We start from the raw sequence: 20,736 nt of genomic DNA, 5'->3' as shown, positions 1-20,736 counted from the left end.
TCGTCAGCTGAGGTTGAAGTCGCTGGCCTTCAGGTCGCTGACGCCCAGGAACGTGATCTTCGTGCTGTCGGACAATTGGATGGTGGTATTGCCCCCGGACACGGTGGCCGAGTCCAGAATGGACTGAAGCCCGTTATTGTTCTGGTACCCATATTGATACAGTGCGACGATATTGCCGGCCGAGCTACCGAAATCGGTGATGACATTGTCGCCGCCGCTGCTGGGTCCCTTGGTAAAGGCGAACAGATTGTCGCCCATGCCGCCCGTCATCGTGGTGCTGCCCGTTCCGCCGACCAGCGTATCCGCACCGCTGCCGCCGATGAAGGTCGCCGCACCCGAATTGGCGAACGCATGCAGCGGGGTGCCGGACATCGACCCGTCCAGCGTTTCGTTGCCTTCATTGGCGACGAACAGCGTGTCGCCGGAACCGGTCACCGACATGTCCAGTCCGGCCGCGCCGAAGATCGTGGACTGGCCCGCCGTCACGGTGGTCATGCCCGTGCCGTTCAGGAAAGTCAGGCTGCCGGTCACGCTGATGCTGTTGCCGATGCCCTGGCTGACGACCAGGTCCCCGGCGGCGGAAATCGTGTCGGCCGTCGCACCGGCGATCGTGCCGGTGTTACCGGTGAAGGACACCATGTCCTGCGTTCCGCCGGACACCGTGCTGCCGCCCCCGACCGAGATCGCGCTGCCGGCGGCGGTGTCCGCAACCCAGGCATTCGACCCCAGCGAGACCGAGGAACTGCCGCCATAGATCGTGACCGACTGGATGCCCGCCGCGCCGATGATCGTATCCTGGCCCCACGAGGCCACGGCGTTCGACCCGGTACCCAGATAGATCTGGTTGTCGCCGGAACCGGCATTCACCGTGTCATTTCCGCTGCCCGTCACGACGATATCGTCGCCCGTCCCGGTATCGATCGTAAAATTCCCAGTTCCGCCAACGAAGACATTGTCCCCGGCCGTCGCCAGGAAGGACCCCCCGCCGGCGCCGCCCAGGAAGGTGGTCCCGCCCAGCGTTCCGGCGATGACATCGACGGGCGTCGTCACGCCGCGCGCGTTGATGTCCACCGGCGCCGTCAGCACGGACGCCGGGGTGACATCCGTCGGCAATGCGCCGGCGACGATGTTCACATACGCGCCGTCCAGCGCATAGGCCCCGCCAACGGTGATGACGCCCACCGCATTGTTCGCGGTGGACATGTTGCCGCCGCTGCGCAGGTTGGAAAATGTCTTGCCCGCGGCCGTGTCCTGCAAGGTCTTGGCATAGGCCCTGGCCAACGACAGCGTGTCGCCGCCATCGACGGTCACATTCACCGTGGCGCCCGAGGCACCCATTACGGTTACAATCGCCACCTGTCGTGCTCCCCACCCATGTTTTCCGACCATCCCAGGATCCTGGGGCGGCCGGCACGCACCTCAACCGGACACTTCCGTCTCCAGAACGACACGGACATGAAACACGATAGATGTTCCCAAAATATTAACGTCTAGCCGGAAGGGATGAAGAAACTGCCCCTCCGATCACGGACGACGACATTCCGATGGACCCTGACGAACGCTCCCCCTCGTTCCCGATCACGCGTGGCGACCCGGTCCTGTCCGGCAAGCGGAGCGTAGGCCGGAACGACGATCGGGCCGCCGACCGGACTGACTGGGCCGACGATCTGGCGCTGCTGGGCCGTGATGCCCTCGACCCGTTCTTCTGCATGCCGCCGGTCCTCGATCCCGACCGCGCGACCTGCGCGATCCTGCCGTTCCTGGCCTGGGTGACGACACTGGCCCGGCCGCGCCGCATCGGCGTCGGCGGTGGCGACGCCCCAGGACGGTCCGCGATCCCGGTCCTGCTGCGCGATGTCGCCCGGCGCCGGCGGCTGACCACCGACATCCGCATCCTGGCGCCGGACGGCGCCCATCCACCGCATGACCGGTTCGACCTGCTGTACCTGGATGCCCGCATGAGCGGCGCGCCGGCGCTCGACCATCTGCCCTCGTTTCTGACGGACCGGGGGGTTGTCGTTGTACACGGCATAAACAAGGACGGGCCACAGGCCTGCTGGCCCGGACGGAACTGGCCGAACGATCCGTCCGCACGCCTGCCGCTGGGCGACGGACTGCTGCTGGCGGCGGCGGGGTGCTGCCCCGCCCCCATCGCCGCGCTGTGCGCGCTGCTGGACGGGGACGATCATGCGCAGGCCAATATCGTGGAACGCTTCGCCGCCATCGGCGCGCACTGGGCGGCGCGGTGCCAACTGGCCGACGCGCAGGCCGATCTCACGCGGATCCGGCAGGAGATGAGCCGCCTGCGCCTGGACGCCATGGAAATGCGACTGGCCCTGAACCGGCGGGACGTCGTCCCACCGCCGGAGGGATATAGCACCCCTCTGCAGCCCACCCCGCCCCCGCAGGAGGCGGCCACCGGCCCGATGCTCGGTCCATTGCGCCGGATCGCCGGCGCCCTCGCCCATCGCCTGAGCGGTCCAATGCCGGACGCGCCGCCTGCGCCCGCGCCGCGAAAGCGTCCGATCCGCCACGTCCTTTTCGTGTCGGGCGAGCCGGAAACGCCCGGTACGCTGTATCGCGTGGCGCGCAACGCCGCCGCATGCCGGACGGCCGGATTTGACGCGCGATGCCGGGATTGCGCCGCCGTCGGACCCGACGACGTGAACTGGGCCGACCTGATCGTGCTGTGGCGGGTCGAATTCAGCGGCCATGTCGACACGCTGCTGGCCCTGGCGCGGGCTCGCGGCACGGTCCTGGCTTTCGATGCCGACGACATCGTGTTCGAACCGTCCCTGGCGCGCACTGACCTGATCGACGGCATCCGCACCGGATACGCACCGGTGGCGCGGATCGAACGCATGTTCACGGACATGCAGCGCACCTTGCGGGCCTGCGACGTGGGAGTGGCGCCTACCGAAGCCCTGGCCACGCGGATGCGCCCCTTCGCGCCGCTGACATTCGTGTGGCCGAACACCTACGACGCGGAGACGCTGCGCCGGTCACGCCAGGCCGTGCGGCGACGGGCGGCCTGCCTTCCGGACGGGCTGGTACGGATCGGCTACGCTACCGGATCGCGCACGCACCAGCGCGACTTCCGCCAGGCGCTGCCCGGCCTGCTGCGCGTCTTGGAACGCCGTCCCGCCGTGCGGCTGGTCCTGTTTCGCGAGGCCGGCGGCGGCCGTCCCCTGCTGCTGACCGACGAATTCCCGGAATTGCGTCCCCACGCCGCACGGATCGAATGGCGCGACATGGTGCCATTGGAGGCCTTGCCCGGCGAACTGGCGCGCCTGGATATTTCCATCGCCCCGCTGGAGATCGGCAATCCGTTCTGCGAAGCCAAGAGCGAGCTGAAATTCTTCGAGGCCGCACTGGCCGGCGTGTGTTCCGTCGTCTCGCCCACCGCGCCGTTCCGTGACGCGGTACGCCACGGCGTCACCGGCCTGCTGGCCGATGGCACAGCAGAATGGGAGGACGCCCTGCTGGCGCTGGTCGACGACCGCGCCCTGCGCCATCGCATGGCCCGCGATGCGTTCCACACTGTGCTGTGGGACTACGGGCCGTACCGCCAGGCCGCCCTGCTGGCCCCTGCGATCGCGGGGCTGGCCGGCGACGCGGAGGCCGCGCGGGCGGGCGAGATCGCCCTGGCGCGCGGTGCATGGCGCATCCGCGAGGTGCCCGACATCCCGGACAGCGACATTCTGTTCGCCTGCGACCGGCTACGCGACGCCGCCGTCACGGTGGTCGTCACCGCCTATAATTACGCCGACCATATCATCGAGGCGTTGGAGTCGGTGCGTCACCAGACGCTGGACCCGCTGGATCTCATCGTGGTGGACGACGCCTCGTCCGACGATACGGCGGCGCTGCTGCTGTCGTGGGCCGAACGGCATGCGGCGCGCTTCAACCGGCTGCTGGTCCTGCGCGCGACACACAATGCCGGGCTGGGCGGCGCGCGCAATATCGGCATGGCGGCGGCGGAAACACCCCATGTCCTGCAACTGGACGCCGACAACCGGCTGCTGCCCGAGGCCTGCGCCGCGCTGCTGGCGGCCATCGGCGACGCCGGATACGCCTATCCCGTCATTCGCCGATTCGGTCGCGCCCAGGGCCTGCTGGGCGACGTCCCGTTCCACCCCGGCCGGCTGGTGGGCGGCAACAGCGTCGACGCCATGGCGTTGGTGGCGAAATGGGCCTGGGCCGCGGTCGGCGGCTACTACGTCCAGCGCGACGCCATGGGGTGGGAGGATTACGATTTGTGGTGCACGCTGGCCGAATACGGCATCGCCGGCACCCACGTGCCCCAGATCCTGGCCGAATACCGCGTCCACGACGCCGCCATGACCGACACTCTGACGGAACAGGCCGGCCATAAACCGGCAGTCGTCGCCCTGCTGCGCGCCCGCCACCCCTGGGTCCGCCTGACGGCACCGGACGTCCGGAACCGAGGCTGATTTTCGGGCCTCGCCCGAACCCACCAGGGCCTGAGGCCCTGGCCCCCTATTATTATAACCGGATTTCAAAAGTCATCGGTCTTTGAAAACCGGTCCGGTTCCGTGAGAGTGACACGACGGAACCGTTCGCTGAAATTCCACTCGCAACGCATGTCTACGGTGCCATGATCCACTCCGGCATGCTGATGACCAATGTGGATCCGTTGTCCGAAGCGCTTCTGGCAAGGCGCACGGTGAAATCGCCTTTCGGAATGCGCCAGCAATCGTGCGCGGCATCGAAATGCGCGAGAATACGCGGATCGATTGTCACAGTCGCAGTTCTGCTTTCCCCGGCAGCCAGAACGATGCGTTGCCACCCGGCCAGTCTGCGTCCCCCCCCATCGGGAAGGGTCACGTAGATCTGGGGCACCGCCACGCCTTGACGCCGGCTGATATTCCTGACGGTGAAGCTGGCCGACAGGCTTTTCGCGCCGGGATGAAGCTGGAGACCGCCCAATTGGAAATTCGCGTAGGAGAGCCCAAAACCGAACGGAAAAAGCGGCGTCTGACGCTGGCGATCGAACCAGCGATAGCCGACCTCGCTTCCTTCGTCATAGAAAAGCTCCTGATCGGTATGGAACTGCACATCAAAGGCGGTTCTCGCATCGACACCCGCAATATCCGGATGGGCCAGCTGCGTTGTTGCGGAGGGGAACGTCATGGGAAGATGGCCTGAAGGATTTGCCAGGCCATAGAGAAGACGGGCGATGGCCTGTCCGCCTGCGGCACCGGGATACCAGGCTTCCAGGACGCCTGCGACGTCGTTTACCCACGGCATTTCGACCGGATTACCCGTTTCCAGAACCACGATGACATGCCGGTTGGCTCTCGCCAGAGCGGCGATCAGGTCATTCTGTTTGCCCGGCAGCGCCAAATCGGAAGAATCGATGGATTCCACCGACCATTTGGTTGCAAAGACCACGACGGCATCGGCATGGCGTGCCGCATTGCCTGCGCGCGCGATATCCGTACCGGACTCATACGTCACGGGTCCCAACCCAAGCGCCTGCATGGCCTTGAGCGGAGACGAGCGAAAATAGACAGGCGCTCCGGGCCACGGGAGACGGGTCTCATCTACCGGAACAGCGTTTCCGCCGATTGCCGGAACCTGTGCCGAACCGCCGCCGGAGAGAACGCCTGCATCCGCGTGACCGCCAACGACCAGAACACGCATGTCCCGGCGCAGCGGAAGGATGTCGTGCGCGTTCCTCAGCAGGACGGCTCCTTCTTCCTCATCCTTTTGTGCGACAGCCATGTCTGCGGCGACATCGATCGGGCCGATCACCGGAGGATGATCGGGGAGCCCGACGTCATACACGGCATACAGGATGCGCCGGGCCATATCGGCTACGCGCCCCTGGGGAACCTGTCCCCTGTGGACGGCATCCGCCAGCGCGTTCCCGAAAAAGAGCCGCGAATCGATGGTATTTCCTGAAGATTCCTGATCGAGACCGGCAAGCGCGGCGCGCACGGTCGTGTGGTCCGCCCCCCAGTCTGACATGACGAAACCGGGATAGTTCCAGTCATGCTTGAGGGTTTGCGTCAGGAGATATGAATTCTCACAGGCGTAGAGATCGTTCACCCGATTGTAGGAACACATCACCGAGCCTGGATGTCCACTCTCGATGGCGATTTCGAAACCGAGCAGGTCGCTTTCCCTCATGGCGCCGGGGCTGATATTGGCGCTCATCGTCATCCGCGATGTTTCAAGATCATTCATCGCGAAATGTTTGAGGGTGGAAATGACATGGCGGGACTGAATACCAGCAATCGTCGCGCCGACGATGAGGCCGGTAAGCAGGGGGTCTTCGCCTGCGTATTCAAAATTGCGGCCGTTGCGCGGGTCGCGGGTCAAATCCGCGCCTCCCGCAAGAAGGACGTTGAACCCGGTGCGCCACGCTTCCGAACCGATCATGCGCCCGCCTTCGCGCGCCATGTCGGGGTCCCAGGTACTGGCGGTTGCCAGACCTGCGGGAAGCGAAACGGCAACGCCGTGGGCACGCACGCGACGCGGATCTCCGACGCCTAATCCTGCGTCCGAATATTCCAGATTGGGCAGTCCAAGGCGCGCGGGAAATTTGAGGAAGGCGGCTGATCCGAGGGCCCCCTCAGGAATGGCAGCCGCGCCAAATCCGCCGCCGTCGCGGCTGTAAACAATGGCCAGTTGCTCGTCCAGCGACATCGATTTGACGAGTTGGCTGCTCCGCTCGGTCGGGCTTTGAGCAAATGCAGATTGTACGGACAGGAAGGTCATGGCGATAGCAAGAATAAAACGAGCTTTCACTAAAAATAGCGTCATCACCTGCCCTGTTTGAAACGCGTTGAAGAGGTCAACCTATTTTGAATTCGGAACAAACAAGCTGTCAATTCAGAGCTTCAGGCCATTCGAAAGAAGAACGAGAGGCGAAAAAAGCCGAAGCACCTGGCTATTGAAATTTCATGCCCGATAGAAACAGCATTTCATTCGCGCACAGGCCTTCACAAAACGAGCGGGATGCAAGGGCCAAGGCCCTTGCCGGGTTCGGGCAGCGCCCGACCTTCCTTTGCTCCGCCCTACGCCCGCGGCACGTTACGTTCCAGTTCGGTCAGCCAGATCCGCGCATTGCCATCCGATGGCGCGCGCCAGTCGCCGCGGGGTGACAGTGCCCCACCAGCCACCACCTTCGGCCCGTTGGGCACCGCCGAGCGCTTGAACTGGCTGAAGCCGAAGAAGCGCGCCAGGAACACCGACAGCCAGTGGCGGATGGTCGGCAGGTCGTAGGCCACCCGCCGGTCTTCGGGGAAGCCCGGCGGCCAGACGCCCGCCGCTGCGTCCTTCCAGGCGATTTCGGCCATGAAGGCGATGCGCGACGGGCGGAAGCCGTAGCGCAGGACATAGAACAGCGTGAAATCCTGCAAGGCATAGGGGCCGATCCTGGCCTCGGTGCTCTGCAACGCCTGGTTCTCGCCCGCAGGGATCAGTTCGGGGGAAATCTCGGTGTCCAGGATCGCGGTCAGGATGTCGCATGCCGCCTCATCCACCCGGCGCGCGGCGATGACCCAGCGGATCAGGTGCTGGATCAGCGTCTTGGGCAGGCCGGCATTGACGTTGTAGTGCGACATCTGGTCGCCGACACCGTAGGTGCACCAGCCCAGCGCCAGTTCCGACAGATCGCCGGTGCCAATCACGATGCCTCCGTGCTGGTTGGCCAGCCGGAACAGGAAATCGGTTCGCAGGCCGGCCTGCACGTTCTCGAACGTCACGTCGTACTGCGCGGCGCCGCTGGCGAAGGGATGGCACATCTCCTCCAGCATCAGGCGCGCCGTGGGACGGATGTCCAGCTCCGTGGCCGATACGCCCAGCGCGCGCATCAGGGCCATGGCGTTCGATTGCGTGCCGGCGCTGGTCCCGAATCCCGGCATGGTGTAGCCCAGCACCGCCTCCCGCCCGAGGCCGAGTTCGTCGGCCGCGCGGACCGCCACCAGAAGCGCCTGCGTCGAATCCAGGCCGCCGGACACGCCGATCACCATCCGGCGCGTCCCCGTCTCGGCCAGCCGCTGCTTGAGCGCCGAGACCTGGATCGTCCATGCCTCGTAGCAATCCTGTTCCAGCCGCGCGGGGTCGGCGGGCACGAAGGGAAAGCGCTCGATCCGCCGCCGCAGGCCCAGATCGCCCGGTGGCGGCGAAAGCGCGAAGCCGATCCGCCGCCAGCCCCCGCCCGATCCGGCATCCCTCGACCGGGCGGCCCGGTTGTCGGCGAAGGTGCCCATCCGCGCACGTTCCTGCCGCAGCAGGTCCAGGTCGACATCCGCCACGGCCCGATGGGGTCCCTGGGGAAAGCGCACGGTCTGGGCCAGCAGTTCGCCGTTCTCGAAGATCGAGACCTGCCCGTCCCAGGCCAGGTCGGTCGTCGACTCGCCCTCGCCGGCGGCGGCATAGACATAAGCACACAGACAGCGCGCCGATTGCGACCGGCAGAGCAGATGCCGCGTGTCGGCCTTGCCCACCGTGATGTCGCTGGCCGACAGGTTGGCGACGACCGTCGCACCCGCCAGGGCGGCGTCGATGCTCGGCGGGGCGGGAACCCACAGATCCTCGCAGATCTCCACCCCGATCACCAGGCCGGGCACGTCCTCGGCCTCGAACAGCAGGTCGGTGCCGAACGGGGCGGTCTGGCCGGCGACATGGATCATCCCGCCCCGCTGCCCGACGCCGGGGGTGAAATGACGGGCCTCGTAGAATTCGCGGTAATTGGGCAGGTAGCTCTTGGGCACCACGCCCAGCACGGTGCCGCGATGCAGCACGACGGCGCAGTTATACAGCGAATCGCCATGGCGCAGCGGCGCGCCCGCCACCACCACCGGCGTCAGGTCCGCCGTGATCTCGGCCAGGCGGGCCAGCGCGCGCCCGACCTCGTCCAGCAGAACATCCTGCTGGCGCAGGTCCTCGATGGCGTATCCGGACACGCCCAGTTCGGGAAACACCGCCAGCGCCACCCCGTCGGTGTGGCAGGCATGCACCATGTCGCCCATCCGCGCGACATTGGTCTGCGGATCGGCCAGCGCCACCGGCAGGGTGCAGCCCGCGATCCGCGCGAAGCCATGACGATAGAGGGACCGGAAATCCGACACGATGCGCCACTCGCCTGCTGTTTCTGGGCCGTCACCGGGGACGGAACCCTATGATGACATGACGCGCCCGGGCGCCGGAAGCAACCCTGTGGGCCGCCACGCATTGAAACCGTGATAGCGGGCGGCCCTCGTCGCGGCGGCGCGATCGTGCGCGCCCGGTATGCAAACGGAAGGATTTCCCATGGACCTCTTACGCTGGACGTTGATCTTCCTCGTCCTCGCGCTGGTCGCGGCCGTGTTCGGCTTCGGCGGCGTCGCCGCGAATTTTGCCTATATCGGCAAGATTCTGTTCTTCATCTTCCTGGTACTGTTCATCGTGGGCCTGTTCTTCGGTCGCGGGCGAGGACGAACATTGTGACCGTCAGCAGCACCAGCGCGTAAAGCCCGCCCAGCGCGGTCATGGACAGCGGCAGCGCGTCGAGCAGATAGGCCGGCGCGTCGCAGGGTTTGGCCGGGCGGGCGGGCATGGCGGCCAGCCGCTCGGCGAACGTGCCGCCATGGAAGACCGGGGCCTGGCATTCCGCCAGCGGGCTGGGCCACCAGCCTTGTTCCACCCCCACATGCACACCCGACAGCACACAGGCCGCCAGCAGGACGGGCACGCACAGGCGCAGCGGCCACCGCCGCGCCGGCGGGAACGCCGCCGCCAGCAGGCCCAGCACCAGCAGGAACCGATACGGCCATCGTTCCCACAGGCACAGACCGCAGGGCACCATCCCCAGCCCATGTTCCGCCCATTCGGCCACAGCCAGCGCCAGCGCGCCGCCGCCGGCCAGGACCAGGCCCGGCCCGGCCCCCCTTCCCGCCCGGCCGCGCATCCTGGACCTGCGACGCCTCATGCCGCAGGCGTCGCCGGGGTGGCCTGGGCCTCGTCGAGGGCCTGGAGGAAATCGCGGGCCCAGCTTCCGGCCGTGGTCCGGCGGACCTCGGCATCCAGCTTGCGCCACCGGGCCTTGCGTTCGTCCAGCCCCATCGTCAGCGCCTGGTGCAGGGCGTCCGCGATCTCGTCCGCGTCATAGGGGTTGACCAGGACGGCCTCGTCCAGTTCGGGGGCGGCGCCCGCAAAATGCGACAGGACCAGCACGCCAGGCGATTCGCCGTCCTGGGCCGCGATATATTCCTTCGCCACCAGGTTCATGCCGTCGCGCAGGGGCGTGATCAGCGCGACGTCGGCCATGCGGTAGAATCCGGCCAGGATATCGCGCGCGATCGGCCGGGTAATGTAACGGATCGGCGTCCAGTCGAATTCGGCATAGGCCCCGTTGATCCGCCCCGTCAGTTCGTCGAGCTGCCGGCGCAGCAGGCGATATTCCTCGACGTCGCCACGCGATACCGGGGCGACCTGCAGGAAGGTGACCTTGCCGCGATGTTCGGGATAGCGCGCGATCAGGGCCTCGTACCCCCGGAACCGTTCCGGCAGGCCTTTTGAATAATCCAGGCGGTCGACCCCCAGGACCAGGGCCGCCCCCCGCAGGCTGGCACGCAGGCGTTCGGCCTCGTCACTGCCGACCCCGGCCTCGGCCTGGGCACGGAATTCATGCGGGTCGATGCCGATCGGGAAGGCCCGCGCCCGTTCCGTCAGCCCGTTCACGCGAAAGGACTGGTTCAGATTGTCCGCGTCCTCGTCCGTCTGCACGCCGATCAGGTCGTAGGCCTGCAGGTCCTCCAGCAGCAGTTCTGCGCCCGGCAGAGACCGCACGAGGCTCCAGGGCGGGACGGGGATATGCAGGAAGAAGCCGATCCGCGTCGTCACCCCCAGGTCGCGCAGCGCCTGCCCCAGCGGGAACAGGTGATAATCATGGACCCAGACCACGTCGTCCGGCTTCAGCAGCGGCACCAGCGTCCGCGCGAACAGGGCATTGACCTCCAGATAGATCTGCCAGTCGCGGCGGGAATAATTCATCAGCCCCACCCGATAGTGGAACAGCGGCCAGAGGATGCCGTTGGAAAAATTCTGGTAGAATCCTTCGTGCTGGCTCTCGGTCAGGTCGATGGTGGCGTAGGTCACGCCGTCGACGGTGTCGAAGCTGGGCTCCGGATCGCCCTCGCCCTCCGCCTGGTTGCCCGACCAGCCGAACCACATCGACGATCCGCCCCGCACCGCGTCACGCAGGCCGACGGCAAGGCCCCCGGCCGGCTGCGTACGTTCGCGCGGCGAAGGCACGCGATTGGATACGATGATCAGACGCCCCATACGTCTTCTCCTCCAGCCGCGAGGGTTGCCAGCCAGGCCCGGAAGGCGGCCGGATCGGGAAAATCCACCGGAATGCGAAAGCCGGCGCCACCCAGCGACACCGCGGCGCGGATCCCGTCCTCGTCCGTGACGTCGTCGCCGACGAAGATCGGATGCCGCCCGGCGAAGGGCGGCGACTGCATCAGGGCCGCCACCGCATGGCCCTTGTCCACCCCGTCGGGCCGGATTTCCCAGGCCATCTTGGCCGCCTGGATATGGAAGGCGCCGCCGCTGGCCCCGACCCAGGCCTGGGCCGCGTCCAGCAGGGCATCCGCGGCCTCGGGCGCCGCGCGGTAATGCAGGACGAAGCCCGCCACCTTGCGTTCGATCCGTACGCCGGGATGCTCGGCCGCCAGGGTTTCGGCGCGCTGCACCCATTCGGACGGGACAGCGGGCAGGTCGGCACGCACGACCGGCCCGTCCGGCCGGTGCCGCACGGCGATCCCGTGCTCGCCCGCGACGGCGAAGGGCACGTCGCCCAGGAAATGATCGATCTGGTCGACCCCCCGGCCCGAGATCACGGCCAGCGCGTCGCCACACTTGGCGCGCAGCCGCCTCAGCACATCCGGCAGGCCCGGCGGCACGACCACCGAGTCCGGCGTGGGCGCGATGTCCACCAGGGTCCCGTCGAAATCCAGCAGCAGCGCCGCCTCGTGCGGCGGCGGCATGAACCGGCCGGCCGGGCCGGCATATTCTGTCGGGGTCATGGCCATCCTCACCTCCTTGAAGTCGATAGGCGCGTGCTGTTGTCCGCGCCGGGCACGGAGCCGCCCTCTTCCCTTAAGGGGGCAAAAGCGACTGGGGTTGCCCCGGTTGCGCCTGATCCGGCCGGGATTGCCCGGGCGGGACCGACGCAGGCACCGCCCCCGGCGCCTGTCCCGCTGACGGAACGGGTGCCGGCAACGGCGGCGGCAGCAGCGACAGCGGCGCCGCCCCGCCCCCGTCCGTCATGGTCGGCACGGGCGGCGGCAGGGGAACATGCTGGCCCGCAACGCCCCCGGATGCAACCGGCGGCGACGCAGGCAGCGGGACGGACGGCGGCGGCATCAACGGCGTGGGCGAGGGCGGCACGGGCGACGTCGGCACCGGCGACGGCGATACGGGGATCGGCGTCCCCGTCGTGGAACCGGCCGCCGGCACGGTCGAAGGCGTCGGGCCGGTCCCCGCGGGCGTCGTTTCCGGCCCGGAAGTCCCGGGTACCGCCGCCCCGGTCCCATCGGCCGCGCCGGGCAAGGTCAGCGGCGGCGGCACCGGGGCGACCGTGTCACCCGCGCACCCCAGCATCCGCACGTCATAGAGCGGGTTTTCAAAGACGCCCAGAAACGGTTCGCCTGACAGCATCCAGCCGTTGAAGCCAGCCCCGCCCACATGGGTGTCGCGGACCGACAGCCACCCCGCCGAATCCGGCACCAGGGTGGGCGGACGGTCGCGGCACGCCCCGACATGGATCGACAGCGCCTTGAACGTCGCATCCTGCCCGACCGGGACCGTCAGGATCTGGACATGGGAATCCAGCCGGTCCAGCACGCGCAGCGTCGCGACCGACCGTCCTTGCCAGGTGTCGGCGGGATAGGCCGGCGGCGGCGTCACGATTTCGGCGGCCCGGGCCGGGGACAACGGCAGGCCCACCGGCAGGATCGCGGACAGGCTCAGGACCGCGCGCCGCATCGCGCGGCGCGTCACGATTTCGGGCTTCGCAATGCGGCCGCGACCTCCATGATGATGCGCTTCATTTCCGCCTCGTCGACGCCGATCAGCACCGCGTCCTCGAACGTGTCGCGCATGACGTCGCACAATTCGGCGTAATTCTCGGCCAGGACCCGGATCTTGTCCTGGCAGGACACCGGGCTGCCGTCTGCCTGCCGCCACATCGCCGGCGGGGCCGGAAGCGCCTGGCTCATGGCTGGCCGCCCGGGCCTGCCGGAGCGGCAGAGGGCGCGGGCTGGGCCTGCCCCCCCGCGCCCTGGCCCTGGTTGGCGCGCTGCTGGTTCGTCCGGGTCATCGAATCGGTGACCGAGAAGATGAAGCGGCTGAGCAATTGTTCCAGGCTGATCGATCCCTGGGTCTCGGCAATCGTGGCGCCCGGATGCAGCATCGCATCGTTCCCGCCCGGCGACAGGGCGATATATTTACCGCCCAGCAGGCTGTCGCTGGTGATGATCGCGGCGCTGTCGGTCGGCAGATGGATGTCCGGGCGGACGGTGAAGGTCACATTGGCCTTGAAGCTGGCGGGATCGACCTGTTCGTCCACCACTTGCCCGACCGTCACCCCGGCCAGACGCACGTCCGAACCCACGGACAACCCGTCGACATGCGCGAAGGACGCGGCCAGCCGATACCCGTTTTCGTGCCTGTGGCCCTTGTCGATCACGGCATAGGTCAGCAATCCGCCCAGCAAGGCCAGGACCGCGCACCCCGCGGTGAGTTCGACCGGATTTCGGCCCCCCCTGACTGGAACCGCAGTTACCATGATGTATCGCTTCCCCTGTGACGGCTAGCCAACCCTGAGAGTCCGTTCGAAAGTGCATTTCGCCTGTGGCACCATGTTGCCCAGCAAAATGTGTTTTCAAAATGGACTCTAACAGGTTACGCCCGCCGTTTCACCCTTCGGGAAACCATGCCTCGTAATCGCTGGTCGAGGGCGCGCGCCGGCCGCCGCGATAGTCGCTGCCGGGGGGACGATAGGCCTCGGCCGTGCCGGTCCGATTCGGCTGATACGGCGCCTGCCACGGCTGGCGGGCGCTTTCAGGCAGCGGGGCGGCGTCGACGTGATGCAGCCAGCCCCACCATTCGGGCGGCACCGCCGATGCGTCCTCACCCTTATGGTAGATCACCCAGCGTTCGTGCCGCGTCAGACCGCCGCCGGTGCGATTGGCGGTGCGCGATTCGTAATAGCAACGACCGTCGGCATCCTTGCCGACCAGACGGCCCTTGAATTTGGTGTAGATCCGGGTGCCGAGATTTGCCATGGCCCGAGACTAGCCCCGTTTTCCGCTGCCGGTCCATCCCGCGCAAGCGGCCCGCGACCTCACATATCCGGGATCGGGCAGCCTGCTGCTTCCACCGGCCACTTATCCCCCATATCCACAATATACAGTGGTCTGTATAGTCGGAGGCCTACCATATCCGGCTTTCGCCCCGCGACGAAGCGCGCCTAGACTGGTGGTCATGACAGCCCGAAGCCATTGGAACGGCGTACGCATGCGTACCACGCAGGCCGCCGCGGATCCGGACGACGCCCCCCGCGCCGTCACCCTGCCCGTCGACTGGGACGACGAGGCCGCGGCTGCCCTGGCGCGCATGACGCCCGGCCGGGGTCCGGTCCGCCTGGCAACCGAGGCCGCGCGCTGGGTCGACGATATCGCGGCCGGCCCCCACGCGGCCCAGGCACGATCGCTGTCCTGCCTGCTGATGCTGCGCCAGGCCGCACCGACCGAATCGCTGTGGACCGGCCAGTACGACCGCCGTCCGGGCTTCGTGGTGAACCTGGCCGGTTTCGTGCAGCCGGGTGCGGGTTTCGTCGCCGACGATTTCGTGGCCGCGCTGCGGCTGGTGTGCGCCATGCTGCGCGACGCGGCGGACCGGAAGGCCGCGTTGCGCAACGGCGAACTGCCCTTCCCCGACCCCGCCCCGCGCAAGGGACGGAAGGTCCGGCCGGTCGAGGACGATACCCCCCTGCTGCGGCAGGTGGCCGTGGCGGGCGACCTGCTGCTGACCAACCTGGATGCCTGCCTGGCGACGCTGGGCCTGGATTACGACAGCGACATAGCGCGGGACGTCGCGTGCGACCTGGCCTCGCTGGCGACCCTGGTCGCGCATGCCGGCGCGGGGGCGGACGCACTGCTGCTGCCGCCGGCGCGCAGCGTCGTGCCCGGCCTGGCGGAAACCGCCCGTGCCGTATGGCGCGAGGCGGCGGTGGAAACCGACGCGCCGCTGCCGCGAATCGAAACCGGTTTTTCCGCCCCAGGCCCAATCGACGCGCTGCTGGGGGTCGAGGCCTGCGGCCTGGCCCCGATCTTCTCGCCCCTGCGGGCCGACGGACGGCTGGCCGCCAGCACCCTGGCGCGCCTGGCCCACCGGCGCCTATCGCCCGAGGCCGCCTTCGCCGCCGCCCTGGCGGGCGAGACCGTGCTGTCGCTGCCGGACGCACAGGCTCATCAGGCCATGCACCGCGCGCTGGCCGGTTTCGTCGACCGGATGCCCGCCCGCCCCGATCCGGCGGAGCTGCCGCTGCGGTCGCTGCTGGCACTGGAACGCGGGGTGCGGCGATCCCTTCCGGCCCGCCATGGCGGCTTTACCCAGAAGGCCAGCGTCGGCGGCCACCGGCTGTTCCTGCGTACCGGCGAATATGAGGACGGAACGCTGGGCGAGGTCACGCTGACCCCGGCACGCGAGAGCCCGATGACTCGCGGCCTGCTGGACACGCTGGGCCAGGCGGTCAGCATCGGCCTGCAATACGGCGCGCCGCTCGAAGCCTATGTCGACGCCTTCGCCTATACCCGTTTCGGTCCCGCCGGCACCGTCGAGGGCGATCCGGTGGCGTCCTATGCCACATCGCTGCTGGACTATGCGTTCCGGGCGTTGTCGGATGCGTATCTGGGGCGCAGGCTGCCGGACGCGCCGCACCAGGACGACATGGAGGATGCCCCGTCCCCCATGTTGCCGCTCGATTTTCCCGATGGTTCCGGCGGGGCGCCACCGCGACGGGCGGGCCGGCTGCGGCTGGTCGGCTGATACCGCCCGGACTGGCACCGCCCGATTGACACAGGAGTACCTCCGATGACCGACAGCACCCCCGAAGCCCGCCTGGCCCAGCACGGCATCGTCCTGCCGACCCCGGCGGTGCCGGTCGCGAATTACGTCGCCACCGTCCTGACCGGCTCCACTCTGGTCGTCTCCGGCCAGCTGCCCCTGGTCGACGGCAAGCTGTTCGCCAGTGGCAAGCTGGGCGAGGACGTCGCCGTCGAAGTCGGCGTCGAGGCCGCACGCTATTGCATGATCAACGTCATCGCGCAGGTCCGCGCCGCGATGGGCGACCTGTCGCGGGTGCAACGCGTGGTGCGGCTGGGCGGATTCATTTCCTGCGTCCCCACCTTCACCCAGCACGCGGTGGTGATGAATGGGGCGTCGGACCTGGCGGTCATGGTGTTCGGCGACGCCGGGCGGCATGCGCGCTCGACCGTCGGGGTCCCGTCCCTGCCGCTGGACGCGGCGGTCGAGGTCGAAGGCCTGTTCGAGATCGCCTGACCCGGGGCACCGCGCATGCACGCCCGTTCCCTCTGGCGTGGGGCCCGCCACGCCCCCATGTCCGGGTCATGAGCGCCCTGACATTGAGCCTGCATCGCGCCATCGCCGAGATCCCGGCGGCGGCGTGGGATGCCTGCGCCGGACCGGGCAATCCGTTCGTCGGCCACGCCTTCCTGTCGGCGCTGGAAGACAGTGGATCGACCGGCCCCCGCACCGGCTGGCTGCCGCAGCATGCCGCTATCCGCGACGCCGGGGGACGAATCGTCGCCGTGGCGCCAACCTACGCCAAGTCGCATTCCTACGGCGAATATGTCTTCGACCAGAGCTGGGCCCGCGCGCTGGAACAGGCGGGCGGCGATTACTATCCCAAATTGCAGGTCGCGGTCCCCTTTTCCCCGGTACCTGGGCCGCGCCTGCTGGTCCGGCCCGACGCCGAGGATCCGGCCGCCCTGCGCCGCATGCTGATCGGTGCGCTGCGCCAGGCGTGCGGCGAGCTGGGCCTGTCGTCGGTCCACGCCACCTTCTGCACTGAGGACGAGTATGAAGCGTTCGGCGCCGCGGGATGGCAGCAGCGCCTGGGCGTGCAGTTCCACTGGGACAATCGTGGCTATGCCGGCTTCGACGATTTCCTGGGCGCCCTGTCGTCACGCAAGCGCAAGATCATCAAGCGCGAACGCCGGGACGCCAACCAGTGCGGCCTGACCTTCCGCACCCTGCGCGGCACCGACATCACGCCCGATCTGTGGAGCCATTTCTATCGATTCTATACTTCGACCGTGGACCGCAAATGGGGCAGCGCCTACCTGACGCCCGATTTCTTCCCGCTGCTGTCCGACCGGCTGGGCGACCGGGTGGTGCTGATGCTGGCCGAACGCGACGGTGCGCCGGTGGCGGGGGCGCTGAACCTGATGGGCGCCGACACGCTGTACGGCCGCAACTGGGGCTGCGACGGCGACTGGCCGTTCCTGCATTTCGAGCTGTGCTATTACCGCGCCATCGATTTCGCCATCGCCCACGGGCTGCAGCGGGTCGAGGCCGGCGCACAGGGCCATCACAAGATCCAGCGCGGCTATCGCCCCTGCCCGACCTATTCGGCCCATTGGATCCAGCATCCCGGCTTGCGCGGCGCGGTCGCCGATTTCGTGGCCGAGGAACGTATCCACATGCTGGCGGAAATCGCCGAGCTGGATGCGCAGTCGCCCTATCGCGAGGACGACGCCACGCCCGCATGACAGCGGGCGTGGGGGAGAGGCAAGGGCCGAGGCCCTTGCCGGGTTCGGGCAGCGCCCGACCTTTCCTTCAGCTCAGGCCTGCGCCGCGATGGCCTTGCGCAAGTTGCTGTCCAGCGCCGCCAGGAAGTCCTGCGTCGTCAGCCATTTGGCATCCGGACCGATCAGAGACGCCAGATCCTTGGTCATCTGGCCGGCCTCGACCGTTTCGACGCACACTTTCTCCAGCGTCTCGGCAAAATGCGTGACGTCGGGCGTGTTGTCGAAGCGGCCGCGATAGGCCAGCCCGCGCGTCCACGCGAAGATCGAGGCGATCGGGTTGGTGCTGGTCGCCCGGCCCTTCTGGTGCTCGCGATAATGGCGGGTCACCGTGCCGTGCGCGGCCTCGGATTCCACCACGTCGCCGGTCGGGTTCAGCAGTACCGACGTCATCAGGCCCAGGCTGCCGAAGCCCTGCGCCACGATGTCGCTTTCGACGTCGCCGTCATAGTTCTTGCACGCCCAGACGTACCCGCCGCTCCATTTCAGGGCAGAGGCCACCATGTCGTCGATCAGGCGATGCTCATAGGTCAGGCCCAGCCGGTCGAAATCGGCCTTGAACTCGGCCTCGTAGACCTCCTGGAACACGTCCTTGAACATGCCGTCATAGGCCTTCAGGATCGTATTCTTGGTCGACAGATAGACCGGCAGCTTGCGGTCGCGCCCATAGGTCAGCGACGCGCGGGCGAAGCCCTCGATCGACGCGCGGGTGTTGTGCATGCCCAGTGCCACGCCCGGGCCCTTGAAATCATGCACGTCCAGTTCCAGCGGCGCGCTGCCGTCGGCCGGCGTATACAGCAGGGAGACCTTGCCGGGGCCAGGGATCCTGGTTTCCGCCGCGCGGTAGATGTCGCCATAGGCATGGCGGCCGATCACGATGGGCTGCGTCCAGTGCGGAACCAGGCGCGGCACGTTGGAGCAGACGATCGGCTCGCGGAAGATGGTGCCGTCCAGGATGTTGCGGATCGTGCCGTTGGGCGAGCGCCACATCTTCTTCAGGCCGAACTCCGCCACCCGGGCCTCGTCCGGGGTGATGGTCGCGCATTTGACGCCGACCCGGTAGGTCTTGATGGCCTCGGCAGCCTCGACCGTCACGCGGTCGTCGGTCGCGTCGCGGTGCTCGATCCCCAGATCGTAATATTTCAGGTCGATGTCGAGGTACGGAAGGATCAGCTTCTCCTTGATGAAGCTCCAGATGATCCGGGTCATCTCGTCGCCGTCGAGTTCGACCACCGGCTCCTTGACCTTGATTTTTGCCATTGTCCCACTCCGCTTGATTGTTTTCGACGGCATTATGAATGCCGAACGCTTGTTGGCCCCACCTGGTCGCAGCGTTCCGGGGCAAGCCACCCGATGTGATTAGCCGCGCCAAACGGCGCTGCCTAGCGGTCTCGCGGCCCTGTTATGACATTTTACTTGCGAATGATTATCATTATCCTAAACTCGCCGGCATGGTCCTTCCGATGGAGTCCCGGATGCAGCGTCACCTTTCGACCGGTCCCGCCCTGATCGCCGCCCTGCTGGCCCTTCACCGCCATACCCCGACCCCTGGCGCATCCCCCGGCACCGGTGCCGCAGGGCAGGATATGGACGGCATGCTTGCGGCCGCATCGTTCCCCCTGCTGCCTTTTCCCAAGCGCCCGGTTCCCAAGCGTCAGGCGCGACGCACCGGTCACGATCCGGTCAGGACCAGTGTTCGCGCATTCGGCACCCCGCCGTCCTGATCCATATCATGGTGCCAAGGCGGTATCGTGATGCAGGTAATCCTGTCGTTCCCGCTTCCCGCCCCCACCGATGCCGGAGATCCCGCACGATGCACGCGATGAGACTGACCGCCCCGCACACGCCACTGGAATGGGTGGAATTGCCCGATCGCCTTCCGGGCCCCGGCGAGATCCGGGTCCGGGTCGGGGCGTGCGGGGTCTGCCGCACCGACCTGCATGTCGTCGACGGCGAGCTGCCCTTTCCCGGCCATCCGGTCATTCCGGGGCATGAGATCGTCGGCCACATCGATGCGCTGGGCCCGGGCGTCGACGGGCTGGCGCTGGGCCAGCGGGTCGGCGTGCCGTGGCTGGGCCATACCTGCGGGGTCTGCCGCTATTGTCATTCGGGGCATGAAAACCTGTGCGACCATCCGCTGTTCACGGGCTACACCCGCGACGGCGGCTACGCCACCGCCGCCATCGCCGATGCGCGCTATGCGTTCCCGCTGGGCGAGGAAGGCGACGACGTGTCCCTGGCCCCCCTGCTGTGCGCCGGGCTGATCGGCTGGCGGTCCCTTGTGATGGCGGGGGACGAGGCCCGGTCCGTCGGGCTTTACGGGTTCGGGGCCGCGGCGCATATCATCGCCCAGGTCGCGATCTGGCAGGGGCGTTCGGTCTGCGGTTTCACCCGGCCGGGCGACCGTGCGACGCAGGATTTCGCGCGGTCGCTGGGGGCAGTCTGGGCCGGCGGGTCGGACGAGCCCCCGCCCGCAGCGCTGGACGCCGCCATCATCTTCGCCCCGGTCGGCGCACTGGTCCCCGCCGCGCTACGCGCAGTGCGCAAGGGCGGCCGCGTCGTCTGCGCCGGCATCCACATGAGCGATATCCCCACTTTCCCCTACGATCTGCTGTGGGAGGAACGGCAACTGGTATCGGTCGCCAACCTGACACGGCAGGACGGGATCGATTTCCTGTCGCTGGCACCGAAGGCGGGCATCCGCACGCGGACCACGCGCTATGCCCTGCGCGACGCCAACCAGGCACTGGCCGACCTGCGCGCCGGCCGGTTCGAGGGGGCGGCGGTCCTGGTACCTTGAACCCAGGCCAGGCATCGCGCCATTGCCCGACCCGCTTTATTGCTGGCCTTTTCGGCCGCGTTTCTATAAGGAGCGCCCTCCCCC

18 protein-coding genes are annotated in these 20,736 nt (G+C 67.7%); 7 read left to right on the top strand and 11 right to left on the bottom strand.

Translation table 11 applies throughout. The features are described from left to right. Positions 1–3: 3 nt before the first annotated feature. Positions 4–1,356 (bottom strand): calcium-binding protein, encoded by a 1,353-nt coding sequence (locus HLH28_RS14150; protein ID WP_182960305.1) that lies wholly within the window; start codon positions 1,354–1,356, stop codon positions 4–6. Positions 1,357–1,544: 188 nt separating this feature from the next. Here HLH28_RS14150 and HLH28_RS14145 point away from each other — a divergent pair, with 188 nt between their 5' ends. Further along, a complete protein-coding gene (locus HLH28_RS14145; protein ID WP_182960303.1) occupies positions 1,545–4,454 on the top strand; it encodes a glycosyltransferase in 2,910 nt (969 codons plus the stop codon). A 154-nt stretch (positions 4,455–4,608) separates the two neighbouring features. Here the strand turns inward: HLH28_RS14145 and HLH28_RS14140 are convergent, their stop codons facing one another. After that, positions 4,609–6,792 (bottom strand): beta-glucosidase family protein, encoded by a 2,184-nt coding sequence (locus tag HLH28_RS14140; RefSeq protein WP_182960301.1) that lies wholly within the window; start codon positions 6,790–6,792, stop codon positions 4,609–4,611. A 254-nt stretch (positions 6,793–7,046) separates the two neighbouring features. Continuing rightward, positions 7,047–9,104 carry an NAD(+) synthase gene (locus HLH28_RS14135; protein WP_182960299.1) on the bottom strand — a complete coding sequence of 686 codons (2,058 nt, stop codon included), beginning with the start codon at positions 9,102–9,104 and terminating at the stop codon, positions 7,047–7,049. Between the two features lie 181 nt (positions 9,105–9,285). Between HLH28_RS14135 and HLH28_RS14130 the strand changes: the two genes are divergently transcribed. Next, on the top strand, positions 9,286–9,462 hold the full coding sequence (locus HLH28_RS14130; RefSeq protein WP_182960297.1) for a DUF1328 domain-containing protein: 177 nt from the start codon (positions 9,286–9,288) through the stop codon (positions 9,460–9,462). On the opposite strand, the gene HLH28_RS14125 is transcribed toward HLH28_RS14130, so the two are convergent. From HLH28_RS14125 to HLH28_RS14095, 7 genes are all read right to left on the bottom strand, one after another. Further along, positions 9,416–9,943, bottom strand: coding sequence for a disulfide bond formation protein B (locus HLH28_RS14125; RefSeq protein ID WP_246396208.1), 528 nt, complete (start codon positions 9,941–9,943; stop codon positions 9,416–9,418). The genes HLH28_RS14130 and HLH28_RS14125 overlap by 47 nt on opposite strands. Further along, on the bottom strand, positions 9,940–11,298 hold the full coding sequence (locus HLH28_RS14120) for an alpha,alpha-trehalose-phosphate synthase (UDP-forming) (protein ID WP_182960295.1): 1,359 nt from the start codon (positions 11,296–11,298) through the stop codon (positions 9,940–9,942). The genes HLH28_RS14125 and HLH28_RS14120 overlap by 4 nt, the downstream gene beginning before the upstream one ends. After that, complete coding sequence (gene otsB, locus HLH28_RS14115) at positions 11,286–12,044, bottom strand: trehalose-phosphatase (RefSeq protein ID WP_182960293.1); 759 nt, start codon at positions 12,042–12,044, stop codon at positions 11,286–11,288. The genes HLH28_RS14120 and otsB overlap by 13 nt, the downstream gene beginning before the upstream one ends. A 73-nt stretch (positions 12,045–12,117) precedes the next feature. Further along, positions 12,118–13,020, bottom strand: coding sequence for a DUF2155 domain-containing protein (locus tag HLH28_RS14110; RefSeq protein ID WP_338029745.1), 903 nt, complete (start codon positions 13,018–13,020; stop codon positions 12,118–12,120). Continuing rightward, positions 13,017–13,238: a hypothetical protein gene (locus tag HLH28_RS14105; protein ID WP_182960291.1), complete on the bottom strand. Its 222-nt coding sequence runs from the start codon at positions 13,236–13,238 to the stop codon at positions 13,017–13,019. The genes HLH28_RS14110 and HLH28_RS14105 overlap by 4 nt, the downstream gene beginning before the upstream one ends. Beyond that, positions 13,235–13,807: an outer membrane lipid asymmetry maintenance protein MlaD gene (gene mlaD, locus HLH28_RS14100; protein WP_182960289.1), complete on the bottom strand. Its 573-nt coding sequence runs from the start codon at positions 13,805–13,807 to the stop codon at positions 13,235–13,237. The genes HLH28_RS14105 and mlaD overlap by 4 nt, the downstream gene beginning before the upstream one ends. A 130-nt stretch (positions 13,808–13,937) precedes the next feature. Next, complete coding sequence (locus HLH28_RS14095) at positions 13,938–14,306, bottom strand: NADH-ubiquinone oxidoreductase subunit NDUFA12 family protein (protein WP_182960287.1); 369 nt, start codon at positions 14,304–14,306, stop codon at positions 13,938–13,940. A gap of 199 nt (positions 14,307–14,505) precedes the next feature. Between HLH28_RS14095 and HLH28_RS14090 the strand changes: the two genes are divergently transcribed. From HLH28_RS14090 to HLH28_RS14080, 3 genes are all read left to right on the top strand, one after another. Further along, on the top strand, positions 14,506–16,071 hold the full coding sequence (locus tag HLH28_RS14090) for a TSCPD domain-containing protein (protein WP_220790101.1): 1,566 nt from the start codon (positions 14,506–14,508) through the stop codon (positions 16,069–16,071). A gap of 45 nt (positions 16,072–16,116) precedes the next feature. Then, a complete protein-coding gene (locus tag HLH28_RS14085; RefSeq protein WP_182960283.1) occupies positions 16,117–16,584 on the top strand; it encodes a RidA family protein in 468 nt (155 codons plus the stop codon). A gap of 68 nt (positions 16,585–16,652) precedes the next feature. Further along, a complete protein-coding gene (locus tag HLH28_RS14080; RefSeq protein WP_182960279.1) occupies positions 16,653–17,816 on the top strand; it encodes a GNAT family N-acetyltransferase in 1,164 nt (387 codons plus the stop codon). 72 nt (positions 17,817–17,888) lie between these two features. Here the strand turns inward: HLH28_RS14080 and HLH28_RS14075 are convergent, their stop codons facing one another. After that, entirely contained in the window at positions 17,889–19,112 is a 1,224-nt protein-coding gene (locus tag HLH28_RS14075; protein WP_182960277.1) for an NADP-dependent isocitrate dehydrogenase, read from the bottom strand. Positions 19,113–19,327: 215 nt separating this feature from the next. Between HLH28_RS14075 and HLH28_RS14070 the strand changes: the two genes are divergently transcribed. Both HLH28_RS14070 and HLH28_RS14065 read left to right on the top strand, forming a co-directional pair. Then, positions 19,328–19,576, top strand: coding sequence for a hypothetical protein (locus tag HLH28_RS14070; protein ID WP_182960275.1), 249 nt, complete (start codon positions 19,328–19,330; stop codon positions 19,574–19,576). A gap of 89 nt (positions 19,577–19,665) precedes the next feature. Next, positions 19,666–20,652, top strand: a complete 987-nt coding sequence (locus HLH28_RS14065) for a zinc-dependent alcohol dehydrogenase family protein (protein ID WP_182960273.1) — start codon at positions 19,666–19,668, stop codon at positions 20,650–20,652. Positions 20,653–20,736: the final 84 nt, after the last annotated feature.

Origin of the sequence: Gluconacetobacter tumulisoli, from assembly GCF_014174155.1 — a bacterium.
GTDB classification, from domain to species: Bacteria; Pseudomonadota; Alphaproteobacteria; order Acetobacterales; family Acetobacteraceae; genus Gluconacetobacter; species Gluconacetobacter tumulisoli.
The sequence above is the reverse complement of the archived record's forward strand: the minus strand, read 5'-3'. Positions and strand labels throughout refer to the sequence as shown.